22 protein-coding genes are annotated in these 25,958 nt (G+C 78.0%); 9 read left to right on the forward strand and 13 right to left on the reverse strand.

From position 1 onward, the window contains the following. Positions 1–28: 28 nt before the first annotated feature. Complete coding sequence (locus ACRYM2_RS17005) at positions 29–3,085, reverse strand: UPF0182 family membrane protein (RefSeq protein ID WP_432523620.1); 3,057 nt, start codon at positions 3,083–3,085, stop codon at positions 29–31. A 217-nt stretch (positions 3,086–3,302) separates the two neighbouring features. Here ACRYM2_RS17005 and ACRYM2_RS17010 point away from each other — a divergent pair, with 217 nt between their 5' ends. Continuing rightward, positions 3,303–3,887, forward strand: coding sequence for a PPA1309 family protein (locus tag ACRYM2_RS17010; protein ID WP_432523621.1), 585 nt, complete (start codon positions 3,303–3,305; stop codon positions 3,885–3,887). A gap of 53 nt (positions 3,888–3,940) precedes the next feature. Here the strand turns inward: ACRYM2_RS17010 and ACRYM2_RS17015 are convergent, their stop codons facing one another. Beyond that, a complete protein-coding gene (locus ACRYM2_RS17015) occupies positions 3,941–5,185 on the reverse strand; it encodes a YlbL family protein (RefSeq protein ID WP_432523622.1) in 1,245 nt (414 codons plus the stop codon). 184 nt (positions 5,186–5,369) lie between these two features. Between ACRYM2_RS17015 and ACRYM2_RS17020 the strand changes: the two genes are divergently transcribed. After that, a complete protein-coding gene (locus tag ACRYM2_RS17020) occupies positions 5,370–6,905 on the forward strand; it encodes a zinc-dependent metalloprotease (protein WP_432523623.1) in 1,536 nt (511 codons plus the stop codon). Positions 6,906–7,010: 105 nt separating this feature from the next. On the opposite strand, the gene ACRYM2_RS17025 is transcribed toward ACRYM2_RS17020, so the two are convergent. Then, complete coding sequence (locus ACRYM2_RS17025) at positions 7,011–7,601, reverse strand: M48 metallopeptidase family protein (RefSeq protein ID WP_432523638.1); 591 nt, start codon at positions 7,599–7,601, stop codon at positions 7,011–7,013. Between the two features lie 369 nt (positions 7,602–7,970). On the opposite strand from ACRYM2_RS17025, the gene ACRYM2_RS17030 reads away from it, so the two are divergent. After that, positions 7,971–8,129 carry a DUF5679 domain-containing protein gene (locus ACRYM2_RS17030; protein ID WP_166616313.1) on the forward strand — a complete coding sequence of 53 codons (159 nt, stop codon included), beginning with the start codon at positions 7,971–7,973 and terminating at the stop codon, positions 8,127–8,129. Between the two features lie 80 nt (positions 8,130–8,209). Continuing rightward, positions 8,210–9,094 carry a hypothetical protein gene (locus ACRYM2_RS17035; RefSeq protein WP_432523624.1) on the forward strand — a complete coding sequence of 295 codons (885 nt, stop codon included), beginning with the start codon at positions 8,210–8,212 and terminating at the stop codon, positions 9,092–9,094. 23 nt (positions 9,095–9,117) lie between these two features. Here the strand turns inward: ACRYM2_RS17035 and ACRYM2_RS17040 are convergent, their stop codons facing one another. The 4 genes from ACRYM2_RS17040 to ACRYM2_RS17055 all read right to left on the reverse strand — a co-directional run bounded on the left by ACRYM2_RS17040 (position 9,118) and on the right by ACRYM2_RS17055 (position 12,488). Continuing rightward, the gene (locus ACRYM2_RS17040) at positions 9,118–9,312 is read right to left on the reverse strand and encodes a hypothetical protein (RefSeq protein WP_432523625.1); all 195 of its coding nucleotides are present in this window, start codon (positions 9,310–9,312) and stop codon (positions 9,118–9,120) included. 116 nt (positions 9,313–9,428) lie between these two features. Then, a complete protein-coding gene (locus tag ACRYM2_RS17045; protein WP_432523626.1) occupies positions 9,429–9,785 on the reverse strand; it encodes a WhiB family transcriptional regulator in 357 nt (118 codons plus the stop codon). A 109-nt stretch (positions 9,786–9,894) separates the two neighbouring features. Beyond that, positions 9,895–10,170 carry a hypothetical protein gene (locus ACRYM2_RS17050; protein WP_432523627.1) on the reverse strand — a complete coding sequence of 92 codons (276 nt, stop codon included), beginning with the start codon at positions 10,168–10,170 and terminating at the stop codon, positions 9,895–9,897. Positions 10,171–10,370: 200 nt separating this feature from the next. Next, complete coding sequence (locus ACRYM2_RS17055; protein WP_432523628.1) at positions 10,371–12,488, reverse strand: ATP-dependent DNA helicase UvrD2; 2,118 nt, start codon at positions 12,486–12,488, stop codon at positions 10,371–10,373. 199 nt (positions 12,489–12,687) lie between these two features. Between ACRYM2_RS17055 and ACRYM2_RS17060 the strand changes: the two genes are divergently transcribed. Continuing rightward, entirely contained in the window at positions 12,688–12,912 is a 225-nt protein-coding gene (locus ACRYM2_RS17060) for a mycoredoxin (protein WP_432523639.1), read from the forward strand. A 92-nt stretch (positions 12,913–13,004) separates the two neighbouring features. After that, a complete protein-coding gene (locus tag ACRYM2_RS17065; protein WP_432523629.1) occupies positions 13,005–13,538 on the forward strand; it encodes a nucleoside/nucleotide kinase family protein in 534 nt (177 codons plus the stop codon). 51 nt (positions 13,539–13,589) lie between these two features. Here ACRYM2_RS17065 and nudC read toward each other — a convergent pair whose 3' ends face one another. Beyond that, on the reverse strand, positions 13,590–14,555 hold the full coding sequence (gene nudC / locus ACRYM2_RS17070) for an NAD(+) diphosphatase (RefSeq protein ID WP_432523630.1): 966 nt from the start codon (positions 14,553–14,555) through the stop codon (positions 13,590–13,592). Positions 14,556–14,605: 50 nt separating this feature from the next. On the opposite strand from nudC, the gene ACRYM2_RS17075 reads away from it, so the two are divergent. After that, positions 14,606–15,523: a phosphotransferase gene (locus ACRYM2_RS17075; protein WP_432523631.1), complete on the forward strand. Its 918-nt coding sequence runs from the start codon at positions 14,606–14,608 to the stop codon at positions 15,521–15,523. Between the two features lie 42 nt (positions 15,524–15,565). Then, positions 15,566–16,342, forward strand: a complete 777-nt coding sequence (locus ACRYM2_RS17080) for an endonuclease/exonuclease/phosphatase family protein (RefSeq protein ID WP_432523632.1) — start codon at positions 15,566–15,568, stop codon at positions 16,340–16,342. 45 nt (positions 16,343–16,387) lie between these two features. On the opposite strand, the gene ACRYM2_RS17085 is transcribed toward ACRYM2_RS17080, so the two are convergent. The 5 genes from ACRYM2_RS17085 to ACRYM2_RS17105 form a co-directional block, all read right to left on the reverse strand. Next, positions 16,388–19,816, reverse strand: coding sequence for an ATP-dependent helicase (locus ACRYM2_RS17085; protein WP_432523633.1), 3,429 nt, complete (start codon positions 19,814–19,816; stop codon positions 16,388–16,390). Further along, positions 19,813–23,313: an ATP-dependent helicase gene (locus tag ACRYM2_RS17090; RefSeq protein WP_432523634.1), complete on the reverse strand. Its 3,501-nt coding sequence runs from the start codon at positions 23,311–23,313 to the stop codon at positions 19,813–19,815. The genes ACRYM2_RS17085 and ACRYM2_RS17090 overlap by 4 nt, the downstream gene beginning before the upstream one ends. A gap of 68 nt (positions 23,314–23,381) precedes the next feature. After that, positions 23,382–24,284 carry a methylenetetrahydrofolate reductase gene (locus ACRYM2_RS17095; protein WP_432523635.1) on the reverse strand — a complete coding sequence of 301 codons (903 nt, stop codon included), beginning with the start codon at positions 24,282–24,284 and terminating at the stop codon, positions 23,382–23,384. Then, positions 24,281–24,652 carry an MGMT family protein gene (locus tag ACRYM2_RS17100; protein WP_432523636.1) on the reverse strand — a complete coding sequence of 124 codons (372 nt, stop codon included), beginning with the start codon at positions 24,650–24,652 and terminating at the stop codon, positions 24,281–24,283. Before ACRYM2_RS17100 ends, ACRYM2_RS17095 begins: the two co-directional genes overlap by 4 nt. A gap of 62 nt (positions 24,653–24,714) precedes the next feature. Continuing rightward, positions 24,715–25,563 (reverse strand): DUF3152 domain-containing protein, encoded by an 849-nt coding sequence (locus ACRYM2_RS17105; RefSeq protein ID WP_432523637.1) that lies wholly within the window; start codon positions 25,561–25,563, stop codon positions 24,715–24,717. Positions 25,564–25,685: 122 nt separating this feature from the next. Between ACRYM2_RS17105 and ACRYM2_RS17110 the strand changes: the two genes are divergently transcribed. After that, entirely contained in the window at positions 25,686–25,910 is a 225-nt protein-coding gene (locus tag ACRYM2_RS17110) for a DUF3107 family protein (RefSeq protein WP_166616580.1), read from the forward strand. The last annotated feature ends 48 nt before the right edge of the window (positions 25,911–25,958 follow it).

Below are 25,958 nucleotides of genomic sequence, written 5' to 3' on the forward strand. Positions count from 1 at the left end.
GGGACGGGTCCCCGGACCGGCGTCGGGCTCAGGGCGTCGGCGCACCGCTGGGGGTGCCGCCCTCGGGCGGAGCCCCGGAGGCCGAGGGGCTGGACGGCGAGGGCGCCGCGGCCGGCTCCTCCAGCCGGGCCTCGGCCGCCACGGCCGCGTCGACCGCGGCCTGCAGGCGGGCCTGCGCCTCGCCGTAGGCGGTGAAGTCGCCGCGCTGCAGCGCCGCCTGCGAGTCGGTGATCGCCTGCCGGGCCTGCTGCAGCGCCTGGTCCAGCTGCACCTGCGCGCCCGGGTCGGCGGTCGGCGACCCGCTCGGGCCCGGCGTGGGGGCAGGGGCCGGGCTCTGGGTGGGCGAACCCGGCACCGGCGCGGCGCCCTCGTCACCCGCGCTGGCCCCGGAGTCCCCGGCGAAGACGTCGTCGAGCGCCGCGGTGAGGGTGTCGGCGATGGCGACCTGGTCGCCGAAGACGGCGACGACCTTGCGCAGCTGCGGGAAGGAGTTCTCCCCCGTGCTCTGCGCGTAGATCGGCTCGACGTAGAGCACGCCCCCGCCGACCGGCAGGGTGAGCAGGTTGCCGTCGATGACCGTCGAGTTGCCCAGCCCCAGCAGGCGGATCTGCTCGGCGACCGCGGCGTTGGACTGGATGGTGTTCCACGCCTGCACCGGCCCCTGGACGGTGGCGGCCTGCGGGATCTCCAGCAGCCGGATGCGGCCGTAGTCCTCGCTCTTGCCGCCGCCGGGCGCCATCGCGTTGGAGTCCACGGCGGCGAAGCCGGTGAGGATCTGGTTGCCGCCGCCGCGGTTGTTGGAGGCCGGCACGTAGTTGGACGTCAGGCTGAAGGCCGGGGCGTCCTGACCGGGCATCTGCAGCGTGAGGTAGTACGGCGGCTGCGTCGGGGCCGCCGTGCCCTCGGGCACGTCCGCGGTCGGGTCGCCCGGCACCTGCCAGAAGTCCTGGCCGGTGAGGAAGGAGCTGGCGTCGGTGACGTGGTAGCGGGCGAGGACCTCGCGCTGCACCTTGAACATGTCCTGCGGGTAGCGGAAGTGCTCCATCAGCTGCTCGTCCACGGCCGACAGCGGCTCCACCGCGTCCGGGAAGGCCTGCATCCACGCCTTGAGGACCGGGTCCTGCTCGTCCCAGGCGTAGAGGGTGACCTGGCCGGTGTAGGCGTCCACGGTCGCCTTCACCGAGTTGCGCACGTAGTTGACCGTCCGGTCCTGCAGCGCCTGCACGCTCTGACCGGTCTCGGTGAGGGTGTCGACGGTGACCTCGCCGAGCTCCGTCGCCGCCGAGTACGGGAAGGACGCGGAGGTGGTGTAGCCGTCGAGGATCCACGTCACGCGGCCGTCGACGACGGCCGGGTAGGCGTCGCCGTCCATCGTCAGCCACGGGGCGACCTTCTCGACCCGCTCGCGCGGGGTGCGGTCGTAGAGGATCTTCGCGCCGTCGTTGACGCGGTCGGACAGCAGGATGTTGCCCTCGGCGAACTTCAGCGCGTAGACGGACTTGCGCAGCAGGCCGTCCACCGGAACCCCGCCCGGGCCGTCGTACTTGGTGAGGGCGTAGCCGCGCGGGGAGTTGTCCGGGTAGTCGATCTCGACCGGGTCCCCGGCGCCGCCGACGATCGAGTAGTCCCGGGTGTTCTCGCCGAAGTAGATGCGCGGCTCGTACTCGCCCAGCTCACCGGTCGAGGGGATGTTCGCCTCGAAGTAGTCCGGGCGGCCGTCGTTGGTGCGCTGGTTGCCGCGGGCGGCGACGACGCCGTAGCCGTGGGTGTAGACGGTGTGCAGGTTGACCCAGGTCTGCTGGTTGTCGGCCAGGCCGTCGAGGTTGAGCTCGCGGGCGGCGATGACGGTGTCCTGGGTGGTGTCCCCGCCGAGGCTGTAGCGGTCGACGTCCAGGACGTCGGGGAAGCGGTAGTAGTTGCGCTGCCCCTGCGTCTGCTGGAACGCCGCGCCGACCACCGAGGGGTCCAGCAGCCGGATGCCCGGGATGGTCGCCGCGTCCTCGCGCAGCTGGCCCGCCGTCGCCTCGGTGTCCGCCTGGTACTCGGTGACCTCCGCGTCCGCGAGGTCGTAGGCGGTGCGCGTGGCGTCGATGTTGCGCTGCACGTACTCGGCCTCGGCGGTCTGCCGGTTGGGGCTGACCTGGAAGCGCTGCACGACCCACGGGTAGATGCCGCCGACGGCGACGGCGCTCACGACGAGCAGCGCCGTGCCGATCGCCGGCAGCCGCCAGCTGGCGCCGACCGCGGCCGCGACGAACAGCCCGGCCACGACGACGGCCACGACGGTCAGGATGGCCTTGGCCGGCAGCACGGCGGTCGCGTCCGTGGCCGTCGGGCCGACGACGCCCGCCACGTTGCCGGAGCTGGAGACCATCAGCTCGTAGCGGTCCAGCCAGTAGCCGGCGGCGCGCAGCAGCAGGAAGGCGGCGGCGAGCGTGGCCAGGTGGATGCGCGCCGCCCGCGTCGTGCGCTGCCCGCCGCCGGACAGCCGCAGCCCGCCGTACAGGTAGTGCGTGGCCAGCGCGGCGATGCCGGAGAGCACCACGGCCGCGGACAGGAAGCTCACGACGAAGCTGATCCAGGGCAGGGTGAAGACGTAGAAGCCCTGGTCCATGCCGACCTCGGGGGCCTCCTGCCCGAAGGGCTGGCGGTTGACCCACAGCAGCAGCGTCTCCCAGCGCCCGGCCGCGACCGAGCCGCCGAACAGGCCCGCCGCCAGGGACAGCGCGAGGACGACGACGCGGCGCAGCGGCTCCAGGGACTCGCGGTAGCGGTCCAGCCCCGCCTGCTCGGTCGACAGCGGCGCGTAGACGGGGCGGGAGCGGTAGCCCACGCTCAGCGAGAGCGCCACGGCGGCCGACAGCAGCGCGGCTCCGACGGCGAAGAGCGCGATCTGCAGCCACAGCTTCGTCGTGAAGGTCTGCAGGAAGCCGAGCTGGTCGAACCACCACACGTCGGCGGTGATGCGGGAGCCGACGACCACGACGACGACGAGCGCGACGAGGGCGAGGACGGTCGGCAGGGCGGCGCCGCGGCGACGACGCCGCAGCACCGGCCGCGAGGGGCGGCGAGGTGGGAAGCTCACGACCAGGCAACTTACAAGCCGCCGGGCGGGTGCCCGTCACGCCGCATCGTGACCAGTTCGTTGCCGGACTCCCCCTCGCGCCCCCGGCGGGGCCCGGGACGGCCGCCGGGAGCGGCGCCGGGACTCGTGCGGGAGCGGTGCGAGGGCTCGTGCGGGGACGGTGAGGAGGCCGCACGGGTCCGGCGGGCCGTCCGCGGGACGTGCCACCATCGGGGCCGTGAGCTCCGACGCGCTGCCCCCTGCGACCCCCGGTCCCGCCCCCGCCACCCCCTCCCTGTGGCGGGCCGTCGCCGAGATCGAGCGCTACGTGGCCGCCGACGGCTGGGGGGCCCCGCTGCGGCTGTTCGCCCTCGTGCGCACGGCCGAGGCGCTGCGCCGCGACCCGGACCTCGCCGACCGCCTGCCCGCCCACGTCGTGCAGGAGGCCCGCGCCGACGCCGGCCACCTGACCTCCGTGGAGCAGGAGGGCGTCCCCGACGTGGCCGACCTCGACGAGCTGCTCGGCCAGCTCGCCTGGCCCGAGGGCGTCGACGGCGCCGCGCTCGTCGTCGAGCGCATCCTCGTGCCGCCGGACGCCGAGGCCGAGGTGCGCGCCGCGGCACCGGCCGACGACGAGGCCCGCGCCCGCGCGCTGGCCGCCCACCCGCTGGCCGAGGACGTCCGCATCGCCGTCGGCGTGCTGCGCGACGGCCGCCACGAGTGCGCGGTGCGCTCGCGCTCGAAGGACTCCGACGGCGAGGTGGCCATGGGCGCCGACCTCGTGCCGGGCCTGGTGAGCGCGCTGCAGGCGACGCTGGACTGAGGGCGCTGGACCGGGGACCGCCCGGCGGCCACGCGCCGCCGGCGGCCACCGGCTCAGCCGGCGGCCACCGCCTCGCAGGTCTGCAGCGCGCCGCCCTCGCCGGCGCCGATCGCCTCGACGGCGGTGCGCGCCTCGTGCAGCGTGGAGACGGGCAGGACGGTGATGCCCTCCGGGACGGCACCGGCGACCTGCCCGCACTCCGCGCGCGGCGCGAGGAACCAGCGGGCGCCCTCCGCGCGGGCGCCGATGACCTTCTGGCGCAGGCCGCCGATCTCCAGCACGGTCCCGTCGGCGGCGATCGCGCCCGTCCCGGCGACGTGCTCACCGCCCGTCATGGCCCCCGGCGTCAGCTCGTCGACGATGCCCAGGGCGAACATCGTGCCCGCGCTGGGCCCGCCGACGTCGTCGATGGCGATGTCGATGGAGAACGGGAAGTCGTGGTCGACGTCGGGCGTGATGCCCAGCAGCGTCACCCCGCCGGCGGAGACCGTGCGCGTGGACACCGTCTGCGCCTCGCCGCCGCGGGTCAGGCCCAGGGTGACGGGGGCGTCCGCGGGCAGCGCCCGCACGGCGGCCTGCAGGGCGGCGAAGTCGGCGACGGGCGCGCCGTCCACGGAGGTGATCGTGTCGCCGGGGCGCAGCACCCGCGCCGCGGGGGCGTCGGCGGCCACCTGCTCCACCCGGGTGGTGGTCGTGGCGGGCACGTCGATGCCGAGCTCGCGCAGGGCGGCGACCTTGGCGTTCTCCTGCGAGCCCGTCATCTCCGCCGCGCTCCGCTCGTCGGCCTCCTGCTGGGTCTGCTCGCCGGGGTAGTACAGCGCGCGGGGGGCGACGCTGACGTCCGGGTCGCGCCAGCTCAGCAGCAGCTCCCCCAGCGTCATCTCCAGCCCCGGCCCCCCGCGCACCGAGACCGTGGTGAGGTCCAGCGCGCCGTCGGTCGGGTGCGTCTGCGCACCGGTGATCGAGATGAGCCCCTCGACGGACCCCTCGTCCCCGTCCCGCCCCTGCCCCTGCCCCGCGTGGGAGCCGGCGATGACGTCGACCACCGGTCCCGGGCTGAGCGCCACGTACGGCACGTGCAGGACCCCCAGCAGCGCCGTCAGCAGGACGGCGGTGAAGGCGGAGACGGCCAGCAGCAGCCCGCGCGCCGACAGGCCCGGGCGCTCGGCACCCTCCCCGGCACCCGCGTCCGCACCCGGCGCGTCACCCGCTCCCCGGCCCGGTCCACGGCCCGGGACCTCGTCCGGGACCTCGTCCGGGACACCGGACGGGAGGTCGCCGGGGGCTGCGCTCGACACCCCCGCACCCTACGTTCGCTGCCCGCGAAGTCCGCCGCCGACCGGGTCCGGGGCGGAACGCGGCGCTCCCGCCGCTCGTCGTGCCCGGGGCGGGGCGTCATCATGGGAGGCGACCTGCGGAAGACGGAACCGGACCGCGACGGCCCGCACGCGGGCGGCCGCGGTCCAGGAGGCGGAGGACACGGTGGACCAGCGAGACGACGAGGGGCGCGAGCGCCCCGAGGGCGAGGACGGCCCCGAGGACACCCCGCGCGAGGACCGGGAGGCGGGGGGCCAGCCCGGCTTCCGCCCGTCCGGCACGCCCGCGCCCAAGCCCGGGCAGCCCTCGGGCAGCGGCAACCCCCTGGAGGACCTGCTCGGTCCGCTCTTCGGCGGGCAGTTCCCCGGCGGCCAGGTGCCCGGCGGGTTCCCCGCCGGCTTCCCCGCCGGCTTCCCCGGTGCGATCCCGGGCTTCGGCGAGGCGGGCTTCGACCCGGCCGTCATGGGGCAGGTGCTCGCCCAGCTGCAGAAGTTCCTCTCCACCCCCTCCGACGCCCCGGTGAACTGGGACGTCGCGCACGACCTGGCCCGCCAGGCCGCCGCGCAGACCGGTGACCCCACGCCCAACGCGGTGGACCGGCGCGAGGTCGAGGACGCCCTGCGGGTGGCGGACCTGTGGCTGGACGGCGTCACCGACCTCGAGCAGGCGGCCACCACCCTGGAGGCGTGGAGCCGCGCGGAGTGGGTCGAGCGGACGATGCCGGTCTGGCGCCAGCTCGTGGAGCCCGTGGCCACCAACGTCGCCGCCGCCATGGGCGACGCGATGGCCGCGCAGGCACCGCCGGAGCTCGCGGCGATGCTCGGCTCGGCGGGCGCCGTGCTGCGCCAGGTCGGCGGGGGCGTCTTCGGGATGCAGGTGGGCCAGGCCATCGGCCAGCTCGCCGGCGAGGTCGTGGCGACCACCGACGTCGGCCTGCCGCTGGCGCCGAGCGGCCGGGCGGCCCTGCTGCCGACCAACGTGCGCTCCTTCGCCGACGGCCTGGAGGTGCCGCTGGACGAGGTGCGCCGCTACCTGGCGCTGCGCGAGGCCGCCCACCAGCGGCTGTTCGCGCACGTGCCGTGGCTGCGCAGCCACCTGCTCGGCAGCGTGGAGTCCTTCGCCCGCGGCATCAGCGTCGACGGCGAGCGCATCGCCGAGGCGGCCCGCCAGGTCGACCCGACCAACCCCGAGTCGCTGCAGGAGGCGCTCGGCTCGGGCATCTTCGAGCCCGAGAGCACCCCGCAGCAGAAGGCGGCGCTGTCCCGGCTGGAGACGGCGCTCGCCCTCGTCGAGGGCTGGGTGGACCACGTCAGCGACGAGGCCGCCCGGAACGTCCTGCCGCACGCGGCCGCGCTGCGCGAGACGATGCGCCGCCGCCGGGCCACCGGCGGGCCGGCCGAGCACGCCTTCGCGGTGCTCGTGGGCCTGGAGCTGCGCCCGCGCCGGGCGCGGGAGGCGAGCGCGCTGTGGGAGCAGCTGCTCGCGCGCGGCGACCGCAGCGCCCGCGACGCCGTGTGGGACCACCCGGACCTGCTGCCGACCGCCGACGACCTCGACGACGTGGCGGCCTTCGTGGAGCGCCGCCTGGGCGCCGCCGACGCGCCCGTGGAGGGCGAGGACGCGATGGATGCGGCGCTGCGCGACCTGCTGGACGGCGGCGGGGACGCCGGCGCGGCCGGCGGCGGGGACGGCAAGGGCTGAGCACCCGCACCCGGCCGGCCGCGACCCCGACGGGCGTCGCGGCCGTCCGGGCCGGCAGGGTCGGCAGGGCCGTCCGGGCCGGCAGGGCCGGCGGCGCCCGGCCGCTCAGGCGGGCGCGTCCCAGCCGGTCGAGGTGACCTGGACGGCGGGTGCCGCGTCCCCGGCCCCGCCGTCGGCCCCCTCGTCCCCGCCGTCGTCGTCGTGGTGGCCCGGGCCCTCGTGGCCCGTGGCGTGGTCAACGCCGGCCAGGAACCCCCGCGCCCGCTCGGTGCGCGGGTAGGACTGCAGCAGGTCCCAGAAGGCGCGCGAGTGGGTGGGCACCAGCAGGTGCGCCAGCTCGTGCAGCAGCACGTAGTCCAGGACCCAGCCCGGCATCCCCTGCAGCCTGCTGGAGAGGCGGATGCTCGCGTCCGCAGGGGTGCAGGAGCCCCAGCGGTGGTGCTGGTTGTCGGCCCACGTCACCGAACGGGGACGGGCCAGGCCGTCCAGGTGGCGCCGGGACAGCTCGCGGGCGCGGTCGAGCAGGTCCCCCTCGCACGGGTTGCGCCGGCGGTCGGCCGCCTCCAGGCGGCCCACCATGCGCTCGACCCACTCGCGCTCCTCGACGAGGCTGAAGCGGGCCGGGATGAGCACGACGGTCCGCTCGCCGTCGCGGTAGGCGGACACCGTGCGGGTGCGGCGCCGGCTGCGGCGCACGTCGACCCGCCGGTCGGCGAGGTCGGTGACGGGACGCCCGGCCCCACCGGGGCCGTGCTCGGGCGCGTCGGCGGGGGTGCCGTCGTCGGTGGCCGTGTCCACGGTGAGGCTGATCGGCTCGACGTCGTCCGCCACGTCGTCCACCTCGACCGCCGCGGAGGCGGCGTCGAGGGCTGCTGCACCTGCTCGGTGAGCCCTCATTGCCGCAGGGTAGCGCGAGGTGCGCCCGCGCGTCCGGATTCGCGATCACGCCGGTGGGTCCTCCAGCACACCACGGATCGCGGGTGCGGGCGCGCCGACGCGCCCGATGCACGCGCTCAGGGCACGATGCCGGACAGGACGACCGTTCCACCGAGACGAGGAGGCACCATGGCCGACACCTGGACCGGCGAGTTCTACTGCGTGAAGTGCAAGGAGAAGCGCGAGGCGGAGGGCCAGGTCGTGGAGACCAACGGCCGCCGCATGGCCAAGGGCAAGTGCCCGGTTTGCGACACCAACCTCAACCGCATCCTCGGCAAGGCCTCCTGACCCCGCTCCGGCGCGTCCACGCCCCGCGGGGCTGTGGACGGCGCCGGGGGCCGGGTCCCGGACTGCGGCAGGGTGGCCGCGTGTCCCGTGCGCTCCCGCCCCCGCCCGCGACGACGCCGACGGGGCTCCCCGTCGCGCGCCGCCCCGGCGGCCTCCTGCAGATCGGCTCCACCCCCCGCAGCGCCACCGTCCTGGGTCCCCGCGTGCCGGGGGCGGCCGGGGTGGGGCCGGCGGCCACCGCCGGGGTGGAGCCGCTGGGGCTCCCCGGCCGGCCGGCCGGGGGGGCGGGTGTCGAGGCGCGCCTGGTCGCCGACGCGAGCGCGTGGGCTGCCCTCGACCCCGCGGGCCCCCCGCCCGTGCAGCGCTTCGCGGCGCGGGCGGCGGCGGCGGTCGCCGTGGTGGGCGGCGGCAGGACCGCCCGGCTGCTCCTGCAGCTGCTCGACGACGCGGGCATCGGCACGCTCGTCACGGAGGACCCGGTGGCGCTCCCCCCGGCGCGGGCGCGGCCGGCGGCACCGGCGGACCTCGTGGTGCTCATCACCCACCACGCCGCGCACGCGGTGCGGGCGGACGGGCTGCTGGCCGACGGCGTGCCGCACCTGTCGGTGGTGCTGCGCGACACCGACGCGGTGGTCGGGCCGCTCGTGGTCCCCGGCCGCTCGGCCTGCCTGCGCTGCCTGGACCTGCACGTCACCGACGCCGACCCCGGCTGGCCGGCCGTCGTGGACGCGTTCGTGCACGGACCGGGGTGGGTCGAGGAGAGCGCGACCGCCCGTGCGGTCGCCGGGCTGGCGGGGCTGCAGGTGCTGGCGCACCTCGACGGCGCGGGTGCCGGCGCGGTGGGCGCCACGCTGGAGCTGCTGCTGCCGGAGGGGACGGTGCGCCAGCGGTGGTGGTCGGCGCACCCGCAGTGCGGGTGCGTCGACCTCCCCCTGCCGGCCGGGCGGCCGGGCCGGCGCTCCTGAGGCGGGTCGCGCCCGGGGCGCCCTCAGGCGTGGACGAGCTCACCGGCCGGCAGCTGCGAGGCCACGGCCTCGGCGCGTTCGGCCAGCACCGCGGCGCGGCGGGCGGCGACCTCGGCGCGGCGCCGGGCGCGCAGCACCCGGGCGGCGCGCACCCGGGCCGCGGTGCGGTGCGCCTCGGCGATGCGTTCTCGGACGAGCAGTTCTTCGACGTAGGACATCTGCGACCTTCTCCGGGGAGTTCCGCGCCCGGGGTTCCCGGGCGGAGCGGTGGCGAGCGCGGCGGCGCCGGGCTCGTGCGTGCTGGTGGTGGTGCCGCTGGTGCGGGTGGCCACGGTCAGGCGGCCACGGGGTGCTTGCGCGGACGCCCGCGAGGGCGCTTGCGCGGGACGACGACACCGGCGACGACCAGCTGCCCACCCCACACGCCCCACGGTTCGACGCGCTCGAGAGCGCCTGCGAGACAAGCGTTCGCGAGCGGGCAGTCCTGGCACAGGGACTTGGCCAGCTCGACGTCCTCGGGCTTCTCGGCGAACCAGAGCTCGGCGTCGTAGCGGCGGCAGGGCAACGGGTCCGGCGTGTGGCGGCGCTGCACGCCGCTCACCTCCTCAGCTCGTGCGTGGACAGCGGTGGGGTCGGCGGTTTCTCGGTACGCGCGGTGCGGGGTGGTTCGAGGCGGGGTGGAGGGGTTCATCTCTCTGCGTTCTCCGGCGGGTGGTTCGACGTCGAAGAGCCCACGAACGCAAAGTGGCCGCGGACCCGAGTGGTGCGGGGTCCGCGGCCTGGGAGAGCCGGTCTAGGTGCTAGACCGGTGGGCTCCAGGTCGGGTTCCCCACGGGCGGGAAGGTGTAGGCGTCCTTCTCGTCGACGCGCAGACGCGCGGCGATCACCTGCAGCGGACGCACTCCACCCATGGACGTGACCCGGGTGGACGCGTGGCTGCGCTGCCACGGGGCGCCGGAGACGGCGGCCGTGGCGGTGGTGTCGCGGACGACGAGGGTGGTGCCGGGGCAGGTGACGGCGTCGACGGTGAACTGCTGCACCGCGTCGAACGTCGGATCCGTGGTCGTGGTGTCCACTGGTCTGCCCTCCCCTCACCGGTACCCGCGCGCGGCCTGCGCGCTGTCGTGCTCCCGACTGTAGGGGCACCGCGGTGACGACGACAACGTCTTTTTCCGCGGGTTTCGCCGACTTCTTCTGGTGACGTTCTCAACCACCGGGCGAGGGGGAGGAGAAGCCTTGCGCCGCAACGACGACGGCGATCCCTGACGGAGCCGCGTCAACCGCGGGAGAGCACCGCCAGGACCTCGTCGCCGTACTTGTCCAGCTTGGAGGGGCCCACGCCCGGGATCCTCGCGAGCGCGGCGGTGTCGGCGGGCGCCGCCTCGGCGATCGCCACGAGGGTGGCGTCGGTGAACACCACGTAGGCCGGCACGCCGGCCTCCTTGCTCGTCGCGCTGCGCCACTCGCGCAGCGCCTCGAACACCGCCTCGTCGTAGCTGGAGGGGCAGTCCGCGCAGCGGCCGAGCTTGCGGTCGACGGCCGCGGTCAGCGACGTGCCGCACACCCGGCACACCATCGGCCCGCTGCGGCGCGAGGGGCGCGCACCCGTCGCCGAGGTCGCGCGGCGCCCGGCCGGCGCGGTCTGCGGGCGCACCGCGTCGAGGAAGCGCGAGGGCTTGCGGCTGGCCCGGCCGCCGGGGGTGCGCGCGTTCGCCCACGAGACGTGGATGGCCTCGCGCGCACGGGTGATGCCCACGTACAGCAGGCGGCGCTCCTCCTCGACGTCGTCGGGCGTCTCGGCGAAGGAGATCGGCAGCAGCCCCTCGCTGACGCCGACGAGGTGCACGACGTCCCACTCCAGGCCCTTGGCCGCGTGCAGGGACGCCAGGGTCACCCCGTCGACCGTCGGGGCGTGCTGGGCCTGGCCGCGCTCGACGAGCTCGTCGACGAGGTCGGCCAGCGTCGCGCCGGGCCGGGCCGCGGCCAGCTCGTCGGCGAGGACGACCAGCGCCTGCAGCGACTCCCAGCGCTCGCGGGTCGCGCCGCCGGCGCTGGGCGCGTGCTCGGCCCAGCCGGCGGAGGTGAGCACCGCGCGGGTCTCCGCGCCCAGCTCGTGGCCGGGCACCGCCGAGCGCGCCGCCCCGCGCAGCAGGACGATCGCGTCGCGCACCTCCTTGCGGGAGAAGAAGCGCTCCCCGCCGCGCACGACGTAGCCCACGCCGGCGTCGGCGAGCGCGGACTCCAGCGCCTGCGACTGGCCGTTGGTGCGGAACAGCACGGCGATGTCCTTGGCGCTGCGGCCGGCGCGCACCTCGGCGGCGATGCGGGCCGCGACACCGGTGGCCTCGGCGACGTCGTCGTCGTAGGCGGTGAACGTGGGCGGCGGGCCCGAGGGGCGCTGGGCGATGAGCTCCAGGCGGGCGCGGGCGTGCCGGCCGGAGGCCATCGACAGCACCGAGTTGGCCAGCTGCACCACCTCGGGCGTCGAGCGGTAGTCGCGCACCAGCCGCACGAGGGTGGTCCCCGGGTGGCGGCGGGGGAAGTCCAGCAGGTGCTCCGGCGTCGCCCCGGCGAAGGAGTAGATCGTCTGGCTGGCGTCGCCGACCACGCACAGGTCCCGGCGCTCGCCCAGCCACAGGTCGAGCAGCCGCTGCTGCAGCGGGGAGACGTCCTGGTACTCGTCGACGACGAAGTGGCGGTACTGCTCGCGCACCGTGGCGGCCACGTCCGGGCGCTCGTCGAGGATGCCGGCCGTCAGCAGCAGGACGTCCTCGAAGTCGATGACGGCGCGGTCGGTCTTGACGTCCTCGTAGGTGCGCACCACCCGCGCGACCGTCGACAGGTCCAGCCCGCCCGGCTCGCCGCGGCCGGCGGCGGCGGCCACGCGCACGTAGTCGTCGGGGTCGACGAGCATGACCTTGGTCCACTCGACCTCGGCGGACAGGTCGCGCACCCGCGTGCGGTCGGCCTGGATGCGCAGCCGGTTGCAGGCGTCGGCGACCAGCGGCGCCTTGTGCTCGACGAGGTTCGGCAGGGTGCCGCCGATGGACTGCGGCCAGAAGAACTGCAGCTGGCGCAGCGCGGCGGCGTGGAAGGTGCGCGCCTGCACCCCCGCCACCCCGAGGTCGCGCAGCCGGGTGCGCATCTCCCCCGCGGCGCGGGCGGTGAAGGTGACGGCGAGGACCCGGTTGGGCACGTAGGCGCCCGAGTGCACCCCGTAGGCGATGCGGTGGGTGATCGCGCGCGTCTTGCCGGTGCCGGCGCCGGCCAGCACGCAGACGGGGCCGTCGAGGGTCGTCGCGACCTGCCGCTGCTCGGGGTCGAGGCCGTCGAGGACGGAGTCGGCGTCGGGACGCGAGCCGGCGCGGTGCGCGAGGTCGGGTGCGGTCGTCATGGCCGGGCCATCCTCTCAACTCCCCGGGCACCCTGGCGACAGGCCGGACCGGCGGGTGTGGACACCGGCGGCGGGAAGATGCGTGGGGAGCCCGCGGTTGGCACCACAGCACGAGGGACCGCGGGTGCCACCCCGCACGCAATCGAGTGAGGAGCGCGCAGTGCCGACGATCGAGGCTCCGGCCGCAGGCAGCGTCACGATGTTCACGACGACGTGGTGCGGCTACTGCCGCCGCCTGAAGTCGCAGATGGACCGCGAGGGCATCAGCTACTCGGAGGTCAACATCGAGGAGGTCCCCGACGCGGCCGACTTCGTCATGAGCGTCAACGGCGGCAACCAGACGGTGCCGACGCTGCTCTTCCCCGACGGCTCCGCGGCCACCAACCCCTCGGTGGCCGAGGTGAAGTCCAAGCTCGCCTCCTGAGCACCGCCTTCCGGCCCACCGGTCCGCGCGAGTTCGCCGACCGGTGGGCCGCCGCGCTGCCGCCCGGCGCCCGCGTCGGCGTCGACGGCGCCGTGGACGCCGACACCGCCTGGTACGCCGGGCACCTGGCCGACGCCCTGCGCGCCGCCGCCCGCCCCGTGCTGACGGCCGGCTGGTCGGGCTTCTGGCGCCCGCGCTCGCTGCGCCTGGAGCACGGCCGCGACGACCCGGACGCCTTCCACGACGGCTGGCTCGACGTCGCCGGGCTCTGGCGCGAGGTCCTGGGCCCGCTCGGCGAGGGCACCGGCCGCTGGTGGGTGCCCTCGCTGCACGACCCGGGCACCGACCGCGCCTCGCGCGCCCCGCGCGAGGCCGTCCCCGACGACGCCGTCCTCGTCTTCGCCGGCCCCTTCCTGCTGCGCGACGACCTGCGGTGGGGCTTCGACGCCGTGGTGCACCTGTCCACCTCCGACGCGGCCGTGCGCCGGCGGGTGGGCGCCGCGGACGCCGAGCGGGTGCTCGGCGGCTGGCACCGCTACCTGGCCGAGTCCGAGCCGGCCGAGCGCGCCACCGCGGTGCTGCGCTGCGAGGACCCCCGCCACCCCGCCGAGCTGGTGCGCGGCTAGCGGGCCGGGGCGCGGGCCCTCAGGCCCTCGGGCCCTCAGGCCCTCAGGCCCTCAGGCCCAGGAGTCGCCCGCGGGCACCGGCAGCGGTCCGCCGTACCAGGCCTCGATGAGCCGCCGGGCGATGGAGACCCCCGGCGGCGGCAGCACCCGCCCCGCACCGACCTCCTCGGCGAGCTCCTCGCGGGTGAACCACCGCGCCAGCGCGATCTCGTCGCCGTCGACGCGGATGTCGGTGGTGAGCGCGCGGGCGGCGAAGCCGACCATGATGCTCGCCGGGAAGGGCCACGGCTGGCTGCCCAGGTAGCGCACGTCCTCCGGGGCGCTGCCCACGACGATCCCCGCCTCCTCCAGCACCTCCCGGCGCACGGTGTCCTCGAAGCACTCCCCGGGTTCCACGAAGCCCGCCAGGACCGAGTAGCGGTTGGCCGGCCACACCGGCTGGTGGCCCAGCAGCAGCCGGTCGTCCGGGCTGATCACCGCCATGATCACCGCGGCGTCGGTGCGCGGGAAGTGCTCCTTGCCGCCCGGCTCGACCTTCACCCAGCCCGCCTGCGCCGCGTCCAGCGGCTCGCCCGTGCGCGGGGAGAAGCGCGTCACGGCGTGCCAGTTGCCCATCGACAGCGCCTCGGTGAACAGCCCCGCGTCGCGCGCCGGCAGCTGCTCGCCGACCTCCCGCAGCCCGCGCCACTCCTCGTCGCCGGCCGAGCCGTCGGCCGCCTCCGGCTCGGCGTCGGCGGAGACCACCGCCAGGTGCTCCACGCCGTCCTGCACGCCGAGGTAGAGCTGCAGGTCCTCCGGCCCCGGTGCGGGCACCTCGGCGGGGGCCCGCAGCACCAGGCGCGGGCCCTCGCCGGTCACCACCACGGGCGCGCGGCCGGCGTGCACGCGCAGCACGCGGGTGCCCGGCGAGGCCCACAGCCGCTCCAGCAGCCCCGGGGCGCTGCGCGCGGCGCCCGCCCGGTCGAGCTGCTGGCGGGACAGGGCCAGGTCGCGCAGCGGAGGACTCGGCAGGCTCACGGGGGTCACTCCTGCAGCCTATGCAGCACCGCGGGCCCTACCGTGGGGGCGTGCCCGCCCGCTCGCCCCAGGTCCTCGCCGCCCTCGCCACCGCCGCCGTGCGGGGCCTGGACGTGGTGGCCGTCGGCCCCGCGGACGACGACGGCGCCGACTTCGACACCGCCGTCGTCGTCGACGCCGAGCAGCGCCGCTTCGTCGTGCGCTCCCCGCGCCGGCCCGCCGCGGCCGCGGCGCTGGACGCCGAGGTGGAGCTGCTGGCCCGGCTGCGCGACCCGCTGCCCTTCGCCGTGCCGCAGCCGGCCGGCACCCTCGTGCTGCCCGAGGGCGGGCGCTGCGTGGTGCACCGCGAGCTGCCCGGCACCCCGCTGGACCCGGGCTCCCTGCGCCCCGGCCCCGGCCTGGCCGCCTCCCTGGGCGCCGGGCTGGCCGCGCTGCACCAGATCGACGGCGCCGTCGTCGCCGACACGGGCCTGCCCGTCTACGACGCCGAGGAGTACCGCAAGCGGCGGCTGTCCGAGCTGGACCGCGCCGCCGCCACCGGTCACGTGCCGCCCCGGCTGCTGACGCGCTGGGAGGTGCTCATGGAGGACGTCACCCACTGGCGCTTCGCGGCCACCCCCGTGCACGGCGACCTCGTCGGCGAGCACGTGCGCACCGACGGCCAGGTGCTCACCGGCATCACCGGCTGGGTGGACGCCAAGATCGCCGACCCCGCCGACGACTTCGCCTGGCTGGCAGTCGGCGCCGACCCGGACGCGCTGGAGTCGGTGCTGGAGGCGTACGCGCACGCGCGCTCCGAGCCGCCGGACCCCGACCTGCTGCTGCGCGCCCGCCTGGCCGGCGAGCTGGCCCTGGCCCGCTGGCTGCTGCTGGGCCTGCGCGTGGAGGACGGGGCGATCGTCGAGGACGCCCGGCGGATGCTGGACGACCTCGACGCGCACGCCGACTCCGTGCCGCTGGGCACCTGAGGTGCGCGACCGCCGGGCACCCGGGGTGCGGAGCTGAGCGGCGTGCGGGTGCGCGTGGCGTCGGTCAACGCCGCCTCCGGGCGCGACCTGGGCAGCGGCGCGGTGGACACCGCGGCCCTGGCCACCGCCGTCGCCGGCCTGGGCGCCGACGTCGTCGCCGTCCAGGAGGTCGACCACCTCCTGCCGCGCAGCGGCGGGACCGACCAGACCGCGCAGCTGGCCGCCGCGATCGGCGGGCGGGGGCGCTTCACGGCGACGGTGCACGGCACCCCGGGCACGCCCGGCGGCTTCCGCGACGCCGCCGGCACGCAGCCGGGCACCCCCTCCTACGGCATCGCGCTGCTCAGCCGGCTGCCGGTGCGCAGCTGGCGGGAGCACCGGATGGCGGCCGGCCGCGGCCGGCTGCCGCTGGTGCTGCCCGGCGCGGGGCTGCGCTGGATCCCCGACGAGCAGCGCGCCGTCGTCGCCGCGGTCGTCGAGACCGCGGCGGGGCCGCTGACGGTGCTGTGCACCCACCTGTCGTTCTCCCCGCCGCGGGCGATCGGGCAGCTGCGGGCCGTGCGCACCTTCGCCGCGGACCTGCCGCGACCGCTGGTCCTGCTCGGCGACCTCAACCTGCCGCCGGGGGTGGTGCGGCGGGTGCTGCCGTGGGCGCCGCTGGCCACGGGCCCGACCTTCCCCTCGCCGGCCCCGCGCATCCAGCTCGACCACGCCCTCGCCGACGGCCTGGCACCCGGCGCCCGGGTATCGGCGAGCATCCAGCCCCTCGGCGGCAGCGACCACCGCTGCCTCGTCGTGGACCTCGACCTGGGCGGCTGAGCGGCTCGGCCGCGCGGTCCCGGGCGCGGTCCCGGGCGCGCGGCGTCAGGCGAGCGGCACCGAGCGCACCAGCCGCTCCAGCTCCGCGGCCCCCAGCAGGTCCACCGGCCGCACCGTCTCCCCCGTCGCCGCGTGGAAGAACGCGGCGCTGACGTCGGCCAGCGGCACCTGCCGCCAGCGCGACCAGGCCAGCCGGTACACCGCCAGCTGCACGTCGCGGGCCCGCGCGGCCTCCCCCGTCGGCGGCCGCCCGCTCTTCCAGTCCACGACGTCCCAGCGCGTGCGCCCGTCCACCTCGTCGCGGAAGACCGCGTCGATGCGCCCGCGCACGAGCAGGTCCGCCACGGGCGTCTGCACCGCCACCTCCACCGCCACCGGCCGGCGCCCGGCCCACTCCGAGGCCAGGAAGCGGCGCTGCAGCTGCGCGAGCGCGTCGGCGTCCTCCCCGTCCTCCCCGTGCCCGGCGCCCCCGGCGTCCCGCTCGTCCTCCTCGTCCTGACCGGGCTGCGGCAGGTCCAGCAGCGGTGCGGCGCTGAAGCGCTGCTCCAGCCAGGCGTGGAACGCCGACCCGCGGCGCGCCGCCGGGAGCGGTCGCTGCGGCACCGGCCGGCGCAGCACCAGCGCCAGCTCGTCCGGGTCCCGGGCCAGCAGCACCAGCCGGGAGGCCGACAGGTGCGCCGGCAGCACGACCTGCGGCGGCCGGACCGCGGCCCGCTCGGCCAGCAGCAGCCGGTTCTGCTCGGCCCACCCGGCGACCTCCTCGTCCTCCACCGGTGCCGCGCCCCCGCCCGCGTCGCCCGCGTCGGCCGCGACGCCGTCCGCGTCGTCGACGCCGCCCGCCCGCCCGCGCAGGGCCGCGCGCACCAGCGCCGCACCGGTCTCCACGTCGGCGCGGCGCGCGGCCAGCGGGTCCGCGGGCCACGCGGCGCGCCGCGGGTCCGCCGTCCGGGGGTTGGGGGTGCCCGGCGGCGGGGCGGGCGCCGGCGGCAGGCGCACCAGGCCCGGCACCGCCCCCGCGGGCGCCTGCAGCAGCTCGTCCAGGAAGCGCGAGGGCCCGCGCGCCGTGCTGCCCTCGTCCCACCAGGCGCCGGAGAGCAGGAGCTCCTCGCGGGCGCGGGTGAACGCCACGTACGCCAGCCGCCGCTCCTCGGCCAGCTCGTGCTCGCCGCAGGCGGCCAGGAAGCGCTCGCGGGCTGCGTCCAGCTCCTTCTGCGTGCCGGCGCCCTCGACCTCGAAGCGGGGCAGGTGCTCGTGGTCCCCGCGCAGCGGGTACGGCAGCACCCCCGCCGCGCCGGTGCCGCCGAGCCAGCCGGGCGCGCCGGCGCCGACCGCCGGGAAGGTGCCCTCCACCAGGCCGGGCACGGCGACGACGTCCCACTCCAGGCCCTTGGCGGCGTGCACGGTCAGCAGCTGGACGGCGTCGGGCGCCACGTCCGCGGCACCCGGCTCCAGACCGCGCTCGCGCTCCTCGGCCGCCTCCAGCCACGCCAGGAACCCGCCGAGGCCGGGACGCTGCGCGCTCGCCGCGAAGGAGGCCGCGGCGTCGGCCAGCGCGTCCAGGTCGGCGCGCGCGGCCGCCGGGGAGCTGCCCGGGCGCGCGGCCACCTCCACGTCCAGCAGCAGCGCGCGCTCCACCTCGCCGACGAGGTCGGCCACCGGCAGGTGGGTGCGGGTGCGCAGCCGGCGCAGCACGGCGGCCAGCCGCTCCAGCCGGGCGCGGGCGGGCTGCGACAGCTCCCGCTCCGCGGGCCCGCCCGCAGCGGTCCACGACGGCGGCGGCAGCTCGTCGAGCGCCTCGACCAGGCTGGCGGGCTCCCCCTCGCCGGCGGGGCCGGCGCCCCCGTCCGCGCTCCCGTCCACGCTCCCGTCCACGGCCCCCTGCCCGTGCAGGCGCTCGCGCCGCAGCCGGCGGGCCCAGTCGCCCAGGGCGGCCAGGTCGCGCGCACCCAGCCGCCAGCGGGCGCCGGTCAGCAACCGGGCCAGCTGGTCGCCCCGCTCGGGGTCGTGCAGCACGTGCAGGGTGGCCACGACGTCGCGGACCTCGGGGGTGGACAGCAGACCCCCCAGGCCCACCACCCGCACCGGCAGCCCCGCCTCGTGCAGCGCCCGCTGCAGCACGGCGAAGCGGCTGCGCCGGCGGCACAGCACGGCCGTCGTGCGCCGCGGGCGCGGGTCGGCGCCCGGCACCCGGGCCTGCGCCGCCAGCCGCTCGGAGTCGGCGCGCCACACCTCCGCCAGCCGCGCGGCCACCTGCGCGGCCTCCTCCTCGACGGTCTCCGCGAACGCGGTGCGCACCCGGCCGGTGCCCGCGTCCGGGCGCGCGCGCAGCGCCGCGAGCCCGCCCGCGTCCGGGCCCGCGCCCAGCGGCCCGGCGACGAGGTTGGCGGCCGCCAGCACGGCCTCGTCGTTGCGCCAGCTCGTGGCCAGCGGCAGCCGGCGGGCGGGGGTGCCGTCGGCGCGCGGGAAGTGCACGGGGAAGTCCAGCAGGTTGCCGGCGCTCGCACCGCGCCAGCCGTAGATCGACTGGTGCGGGTCGCCGACGGCGGTGACGGGGTGCCCGCCGCCGAACAGCGCCCGCAGCATGCTCAGCTGGGCGTGGCTGGTGTCCTGGTACTCGTCGAGCAGGACGACGCGGTGGCGGGCCCGCTCGCCGGCCGCGACCACGTCGACCTCGCGCGCCAGCCGCGCCGCCAGCAGCACCTGGTCGCCGAAGTCCAGCTGCTCGGCCTCGCGCTTGCGCCGCGCGTACTCCGCCAGCAGCGGCACGAGCGCGCGGCGGGTGCGCTGCACGGCCAGCAGGTCGCGCACCTTCGCGTACGGCTCCCCCGGCACGTGCGCGCCGTGCCGCGCCACGCTCGCGGCGTCCTTGGGCAGCGCCCGCACCCGGGCGTCGAGCTCGTCGACGAAGCGCGCCACCTGCGCCGGGTCCACCAGGTGCTCGGCGCACTCGCCCGCCAGCTGCAGCAGCGCGGTGGCCAGGGTCCCCGGGGAGGCCTGGACACCCGGCAGGTCCTCGCGCCAGGTCTCCACGACCTCCGAGGCCAGCTGCCAGGCCCCGGCGTCGGAGAGCACCCGCGAGCGCGGTTCCACGCCCAGGCGCAGCCCGTGGTCGGCCACCAGGGAGGCCGCGTAGGCGTGGTAGGTGGAGACCACGGGCTCCCCCGCCCGCACGCCCGTCCCGGCGCCCGCGCCCAGCGCCCGCAGCGCCCGCAGCCGGCGCCGCACCCGCTCGGAGAGCTCACCGGCCGCCTTGCGGGTGAACGTCAGGCCCAGCACGTCCTCGGGGGCCACGAGGTCGTTGGCCACCAGCCACACCACCCGCGAGGCCGTCGTCTCGGTCTTGCCCGACCCGGCGCCGGCGACCACCAGCAGCGGCTCGACGGGGGCCTCCACGACGGCGACCTGCTCCGGGGTGGGCGCGGGCCGCCGCAGCCGCGCGGCGATCTCGGCCGCGCTCCAGCGCGGGGCGCTCACCGGGGACCTCCCGCCGCCACGCTGCGGCCGGCGTCGTGGGCCGGGCAGCTGCTGAGCACCGGGCAGGTGCCGCACTGGGGGCCGACGACGGCCTCGAAGCGGCCGGCGGCCATCCCGGCGGCCACGCGCTGCAGCAGCTGCGCGGCCCAGCGCGGGTCCTCGTCCTCCTCCAGCGGGCGCTGCTGCTGCTGGGGCGCAGCGCGCTGGGTCCCGCCCAGCTGCACCAGCAGGGCCCCGCCGGGTGCGGTGGCCTCGCCGAAGGCGCCCGCGGCGACGGCCAGCTGGTAGACGCCCAGCTGCGGGTGGCGCTGCACCTCGGCCCTCGTCGGCTGCGTCCGGCCGGTCTTGAGGTCGACGACGACGGGACGGCCGTCGCCGTCGGCCTCGAGCCGGTCCACGCGCCCGCGCACGCGCACCCCGTCGACGAGCACCTCGAAGGAGGCCTCGACGGCGAGGAGCCGGCGGCCGCGGGCGGTGGCGTCGCGGTGGTAGTCGGCGAGCTTGTCGAGCATGCGCCCGGCGCGCTCGCGCGCGGCGGCGGACACCCACCCCTGCGGCAGCCCCAGCGACGGCCACAGCGCGTCCAGGCGGCGGCGCAGCTCGGCGGCGTCCGCCGCCGGCGCCTGCGCGGCCACCCGGTGCACCAGGCTGCCCAGGGAGCGCCCGGGCGAGCGCGCCGGCCGGGCGCCGGAGGACTCCAGGAACCAGCGCAGCCCGCAGCGCTCGAAGGTCTCCACCTCCGAGGGCGAGACGACCACCTCCCCGTCCGCGCGCACCGGCCCGGTGCCGGAGACCGGCTCCAGGCCGTACCAGTCGGCGGGGTCGGCGCCGGGGACCCCGGCGGCGGCCAGCTCGGCCAGCCGCACGGCGGCCGCCGCCCGCCGCCGCGGGTCCTCGGCCGCGGCCGGCGCGCACGCGACCTGGCGCAGCCGGGCCACCAGCGCCGGCAGGGACACCGGGCGCGCCTGCGGGGCCGCTCCCGGTGCCGGCGGGTCCCCGTCCTCGGTGCGGGCTCCGGGGACCGCGGCGACGAGGTCCACGAAGGGGGACGGGTGCTCCTCCCCGTCGCGCACGGCGGTCACGACGAGCTCCTCGCGGGCCCGCGAGACGGCCACGTGGAACAGGCGCAGCTCGTCCTCCAGGACCACCCGGCGGGCTCCCGGCCCGTCGGCGTCGCGACCGGCCAGCACGTCGACGAGCGCCTGCGCGCCCAGCACCGACCCGCGCAGGCGCAGGTCCGGCCAGACGCCCTCCTGCACGCCCGCGACGACCACGAGGTCCCACTCGCGCCCCACCGCGCCCTGCGGCGTGGTGAGGGTGACGGCGGCGGTGTCCGGCGCCCGGTCGGCGAGGGTGTCCTCGGGCACCTGCGCACCGGCCTGCCGGTGCAGGAAGCGCCGTGCGCCCTCGCTGCCGGGGAAGCGCTCGCCGAAGCGGGCGGCGGCGTCGAACAGCGCCGTCACGGCGTCCAGGTCGCGGTCGGCGCGCGCGGGGTCGACGGCGGCGTGCCGCGCCGGCGGTTCCGCCGAGGACCCCGCCGGCGGCACCGGCGACAGCGCCGCCTCCTGCCAGCGCTCCGCCAGCCCGGTGGCCTCCCACAGCGCCCACAGCACCGTCTCGGCGTCCGCGCCGGCGGCGGTGGCCGCCGCCCGCCCCGCCCGCAGGACGGCGGCGACGCGGCGGACCGGCTCCAGCGCCGGGTCCTCGCCGGGAGCCGGGTCCTCGCCGGGAGCCGGGTCCTCGCCGGGAGCCGGGTCCTCGCCCAGGGCCGCCTCGTCCTCCGGCGCGTCCGCGAGCGCGGGCGCCAGGGCGGCGGTGAGCACGGCGTCGCCGGGGTGGCCGGCAGCCGGTCCGGTGCCGCGCAGCGCCTGCCGCAGCCGGCGCAGCCCGACGGCGTCCGCGCCGCCCAGCGGCGAGGTCAGCAGCTCGCGGGCGGTGGCCTCGTCGAGCGCCGCCGGCTCCAGGACCACCGCCAGCGCGGTCAGCAGGGGCCGCACCGCGGGTTCGTCGCGCAGCGGCACCTCGGCCGGCGGCAGGGCCAGCGGCACGCCCGCCCGCTCCAGGGCCCGGCGCAGCGGGGCGGTGCGGTGCGTGGAGCGCACGAGCACCGCCATCCGCGACCACGGCACCTCCTCCAGCAGGTGCCGCCGGCGCAGCAGCTGCGCCACCCATGCCGCCTCCTGCGCCGGCGAGGGCAGCACCGCCACGCGGGCACCGCGACCGCTCCGCGGCCGGGCGGGGCGGGCCCGGCGCTGCGCGGCGCCGCCGAGGGCGCCGATGCGGGTGGCGACCGCCGCGCTGACCGCGTGCAGGCGCGGCGGCTGGCGCCACAGCGTGCCGAGCACCACCGTGTCCGCCGGGACGCCGCGGGCGCCGAAGCGCCCGGCCAGGTCGGCGGCCGCCTGCGGGTCCGCGCCGCGGAAGACCTGGGTGACGCTGTCCGGGTCGGCGGTCAGCAGCAGGTCCCGGCCGCCGGCGACGACCTCGAGCAGCCGCAGCGCCGCCTCGGGCAGCTCGTGGGCGTCGTCGACGGCCACGAGGTCCCAGCGCTCGCGCTCGGCGGCCAGCAGCTGCGGCGAGGCCCGCAGCTGCTCGACCGCCTCCTCCAGCAGGCCCGCGGGGTCGTAGGCCTCGGCCCGCCCGAGCGCGTTGACGGCCAGGTACTCCTCCAGCACCCGGCTCGCCGCCTCCCACTGCGGGCGGCCGTGCCGGCGGCCGAGCTCGGCCAGCTCCGCCGGCCCCAGCCCGCGCTCGACGGCGCGCATCAGCAGGTCGCGCAGCTCGTCGCGGAAGCCGCGCAGCTCCCAGGCCGCGGGCGGCAGGTCGGCGGGCCAGCCGGGCGCCGCGGGGGCGACCCCGGGCTCCGGGTCCCAGGGCTCCAGGTCCTCGGCCTCCGGGTCCCAGGGCCCTGCGGGCTCCCCCGGCCCGTCGGCGAGGGCGTGGTCGAGCCGGGTGCGCGGGGCGGCGGCCTCCAGGTGCCCGCGCAGCAGGTCCGCCAGGACGGCGTCCTGCTCGGCGGCGGTGATCAGGCGCGGAGCGGGCGCGCCCTCGCGGGCGTGCAGCAGCCGCAGCAGGCCGAAGGCGTAGGACTCGGGCGTGCGGGCCGCCGGCTCGCTGCTCGTGCGCAGCAGCCGCAGCGACAGCTCGTCGCGCAGCGCGTCCGCCTGCCGGCGCGAGGGGGCGAGCACCAGCACCCGGTCGGGGGCCGTGCCGTCGCGCTCGACGCGCGCGGCCACCACCTCGCGCAGGGTCGTCGTGCGCCCGCTGCCGGGAGCGCCGAGCACCACCAGCGGGCCGCTGCCGCGCGGCCGCTCCCGCGCGGCGCGCTGCGCCGGGTCCGGCTGCAGGGGCGCGGGCACGTGCGCCGGGGCGCGCAGCAGCCGCGGCACCGGCGGCCGCGGGCGCTCCCCGGGCCCGCCCGCACCGCCCGGGTCGCCGGGGCCGCCCGGGTCGCCGGGGGCGTCCGCGCGGTGGTCGTCGGCGTTCTCCCGGAGCACCACCTCATCGCACCACAGGTGCCCGCCGCCCGCGGCGGGTCACCCCCGCGGGCGGCGGGCGCCGTCCGTCAGCCGGCGGCGGGGCGCTGCGCCGCGGGAGCCGCCAGCCCCAGCTCCTCGACGAGGCGCACGACGTTGGAGGAGGCGTTGAGGGAGTACAGGTGCAGCACCTGCACGCCCTCGGCCAGCAGCCGGCGGCCGTCCTCGGCGGCCAGCCGCACCCCTTCCTCGCGGAAGGCCCCGCGGTCGTCCAGCAGCGGCTGCAGCCGCCGGTTGAGCCAGCTCGGCTCGTGGCCGTGGGTGAGCCGGCGGGTGACCTCCAGCACCTTCGGGCTGGTGACGGGCAGCAGCCCGGGCACCAGCGGCGCCTCGCAGCCGACGGCGGCCAGGCGGTCGCGCAGCCGCAGGAAGTCCTCGACGTCGTAGGTCAGCTGGGCGATGGCGAAGCCGGCGCCCGCGGCCAGCTTGCCCAGCAGGTGGCGCAGGTCGGTGTCGAGGTCCGGCGACTCCGGGTGCCCGAGCGGGAAGGCGGCCACCCCCACCGACTCCGCACCCTCCTCGCGGGCCAGGCGCACCAGCTGGTCGGCGTGCTGCAGGCCCTGCGGGTGCGGCTCCCACGGGGCGTCGGGGTCGCCGTCGGGGTCGCCGCGCAGCGCGAGCACGTCGCGCACCCCGCCCGCGGCCAGCTCGCGCAGCACCCCGCGCAGCTGCTGCGTGCTCTGGCCGACGGCGGTCAGGTGCGCGAGCGGGCGCACGCCGCCCTCGCGGGCGATCCGCGAGGCCAGCTCGACGGTGCCCTCCCGGTCGCCGCCGCCGGCCCCGTAGGTGACGGAGGCGAACAGCGGGCCCAGCTCGCGCAGCCGCTGCACGCTGCGCCACTGCCGGGCGGCGGTCTCCTCGTCGTGGGCCGGGGAGAACTCCACGGAGAAGCGGCGGCGGGCGGTGCGCAGGTCCTCGACGAGGGTGCTCACGAGCGCTCCCGCCCGGGGTGCTCCCGCTCCCAGGGGGCGGACCAGCCGGCGAGGTCCCAGCGGGCGCGGGCCAGGTCGACGCGCACGTCGGCGGGGTCGGCGGCCAGGCGGCGCAGCGCCACGCCCTCCTCGCGCCAGTGCACCAGGGCGCGCTCGGCCAGCGGCTGCGCGGCGCTGCCGTCGGCGCGCAGCACCCGCCACCACGGGGCGTCGGAACCGAAGCGGCGCAGCACGTTCCCCACGAAGCGGGGGCCGCGGTCGCCGACGACCTCACCGACGTCGCCGTAGGTCAGCACCCTCCCGCGGGGGATGGCGTGGACGACCTCCAGGACCTCCTCGGCGCGCGCGGGCAGCTGGAGGGCGGGCACCCGGGCAGCCTGCCAGGTCCTCGCCGGGCGGGCGCGCGGCGGGCGCGCGGCGGGCGGGGCGCTCAGGGGTGGGGCCAGGGGTTCGGCAGGGCGCCGTGCAGGCCCTTGGTCTGCTGGACCATCACCGGCGCGAGGCGGCCGGGACCGGGGTTCGGCTCGTGCCCGTGGCCCAGCAGGTGGCCCACCTCGTGGTTGACGACGTACTGCCGGTAGCCGGTGCGGTCCTCGCCGTAGTCCGCGATCGCCTCCACCCAGCGGTACCAGGTGAGCACGGCGGCGTCGCCGTTGCGGCACGAGAGCGTGCCCATGGTGCGCAGCGGCCGGCACAGCGCCGCCGAGGTGTCGGGGGTGGCCAGCACCAGGCGGAACTCGGCGTCGCCGTCGGTGCGCTCGAAGCTCGTCGACCCGCCGGCTCCCCAGCCGCGCGGGTCGTTGAGCACCGCGAGGGCGAAGCCGGCGAAGGCGGCCGGGTCGAGCAGCCCGGCGTCCACGAGGTCGCGCTCCACCTCCACGCGCAGCGTGCGCACCCGCGCGGAGGCCGGCGCCGGGGCGCCGCCGGGCACGACGAGGAGGTCCCCGCCGCCCGTCTGGGGCACCTCGCGCCGCAGGACGCCCGCCGCCACGTCCGCCGCGGTCAGCCCGGGCGGCAGCGGCGGTGCGCCGGGCGCGGGCGGCGGGGCCGGCGCCGCAGCGGCCGGCGACGCGGACGACGCGGACGACGCGGTGGGCGACGGGCTGGACGCGGTGGGCGACGCGGTGGAGGCCGGGGAGACCCGCTCGCCGGAGCAGGCCGCCAGGCCCGCGGCGGCCAGGGCGCCCAGCAGCACGGCCCGGCGGCCGGTGCCGCGGGAGGAGCTGCGCGGGGTGCTGCGGGGGGTCGCCGGGGACGGCGGCGGGAGCGGAGCGGGCACGCCCCGAGCATGGCAGCAGCGCCCGCGGCGTCCGCTGGCGGCGAACCGGCGGGCCGCCCGCGACCGGCGACGACTAGCGTGGCGGGCAGGCAGGACGAGTCGATGACCCGGGAGGGACTGCGGTGGAGGTTCGGATCGGCGTGCAGAACGTCGCACGCGAGCTGGTGTTCGAGTCGGCCCAGACCAGCGAGGAGATCACCGCGGCGGTCACCGGGGCGCTGTCCAGCGGCTCGGTGCTGCAGCTGAAGGACGAGAAGGGCCGTCTCGTCGTGGTGCCGGCGGCGTCGCTGGGCTACGTCGACATCGGCGCCTCGGAGGTCCGCAAGGTCGGCTTCGGCCTGGGCTGAGCCCGGCGAGAGGGGCCCGGGACGGGGCGCGCACCGCTGCGGCGGTGC

The sequence above is a fragment of the Kineococcus aridisoli genome (genome assembly GCF_050871885.1).
Lineage (GTDB): Bacteria > Actinomycetota > Actinomycetes > Actinomycetales > Kineococcaceae > Kineococcus.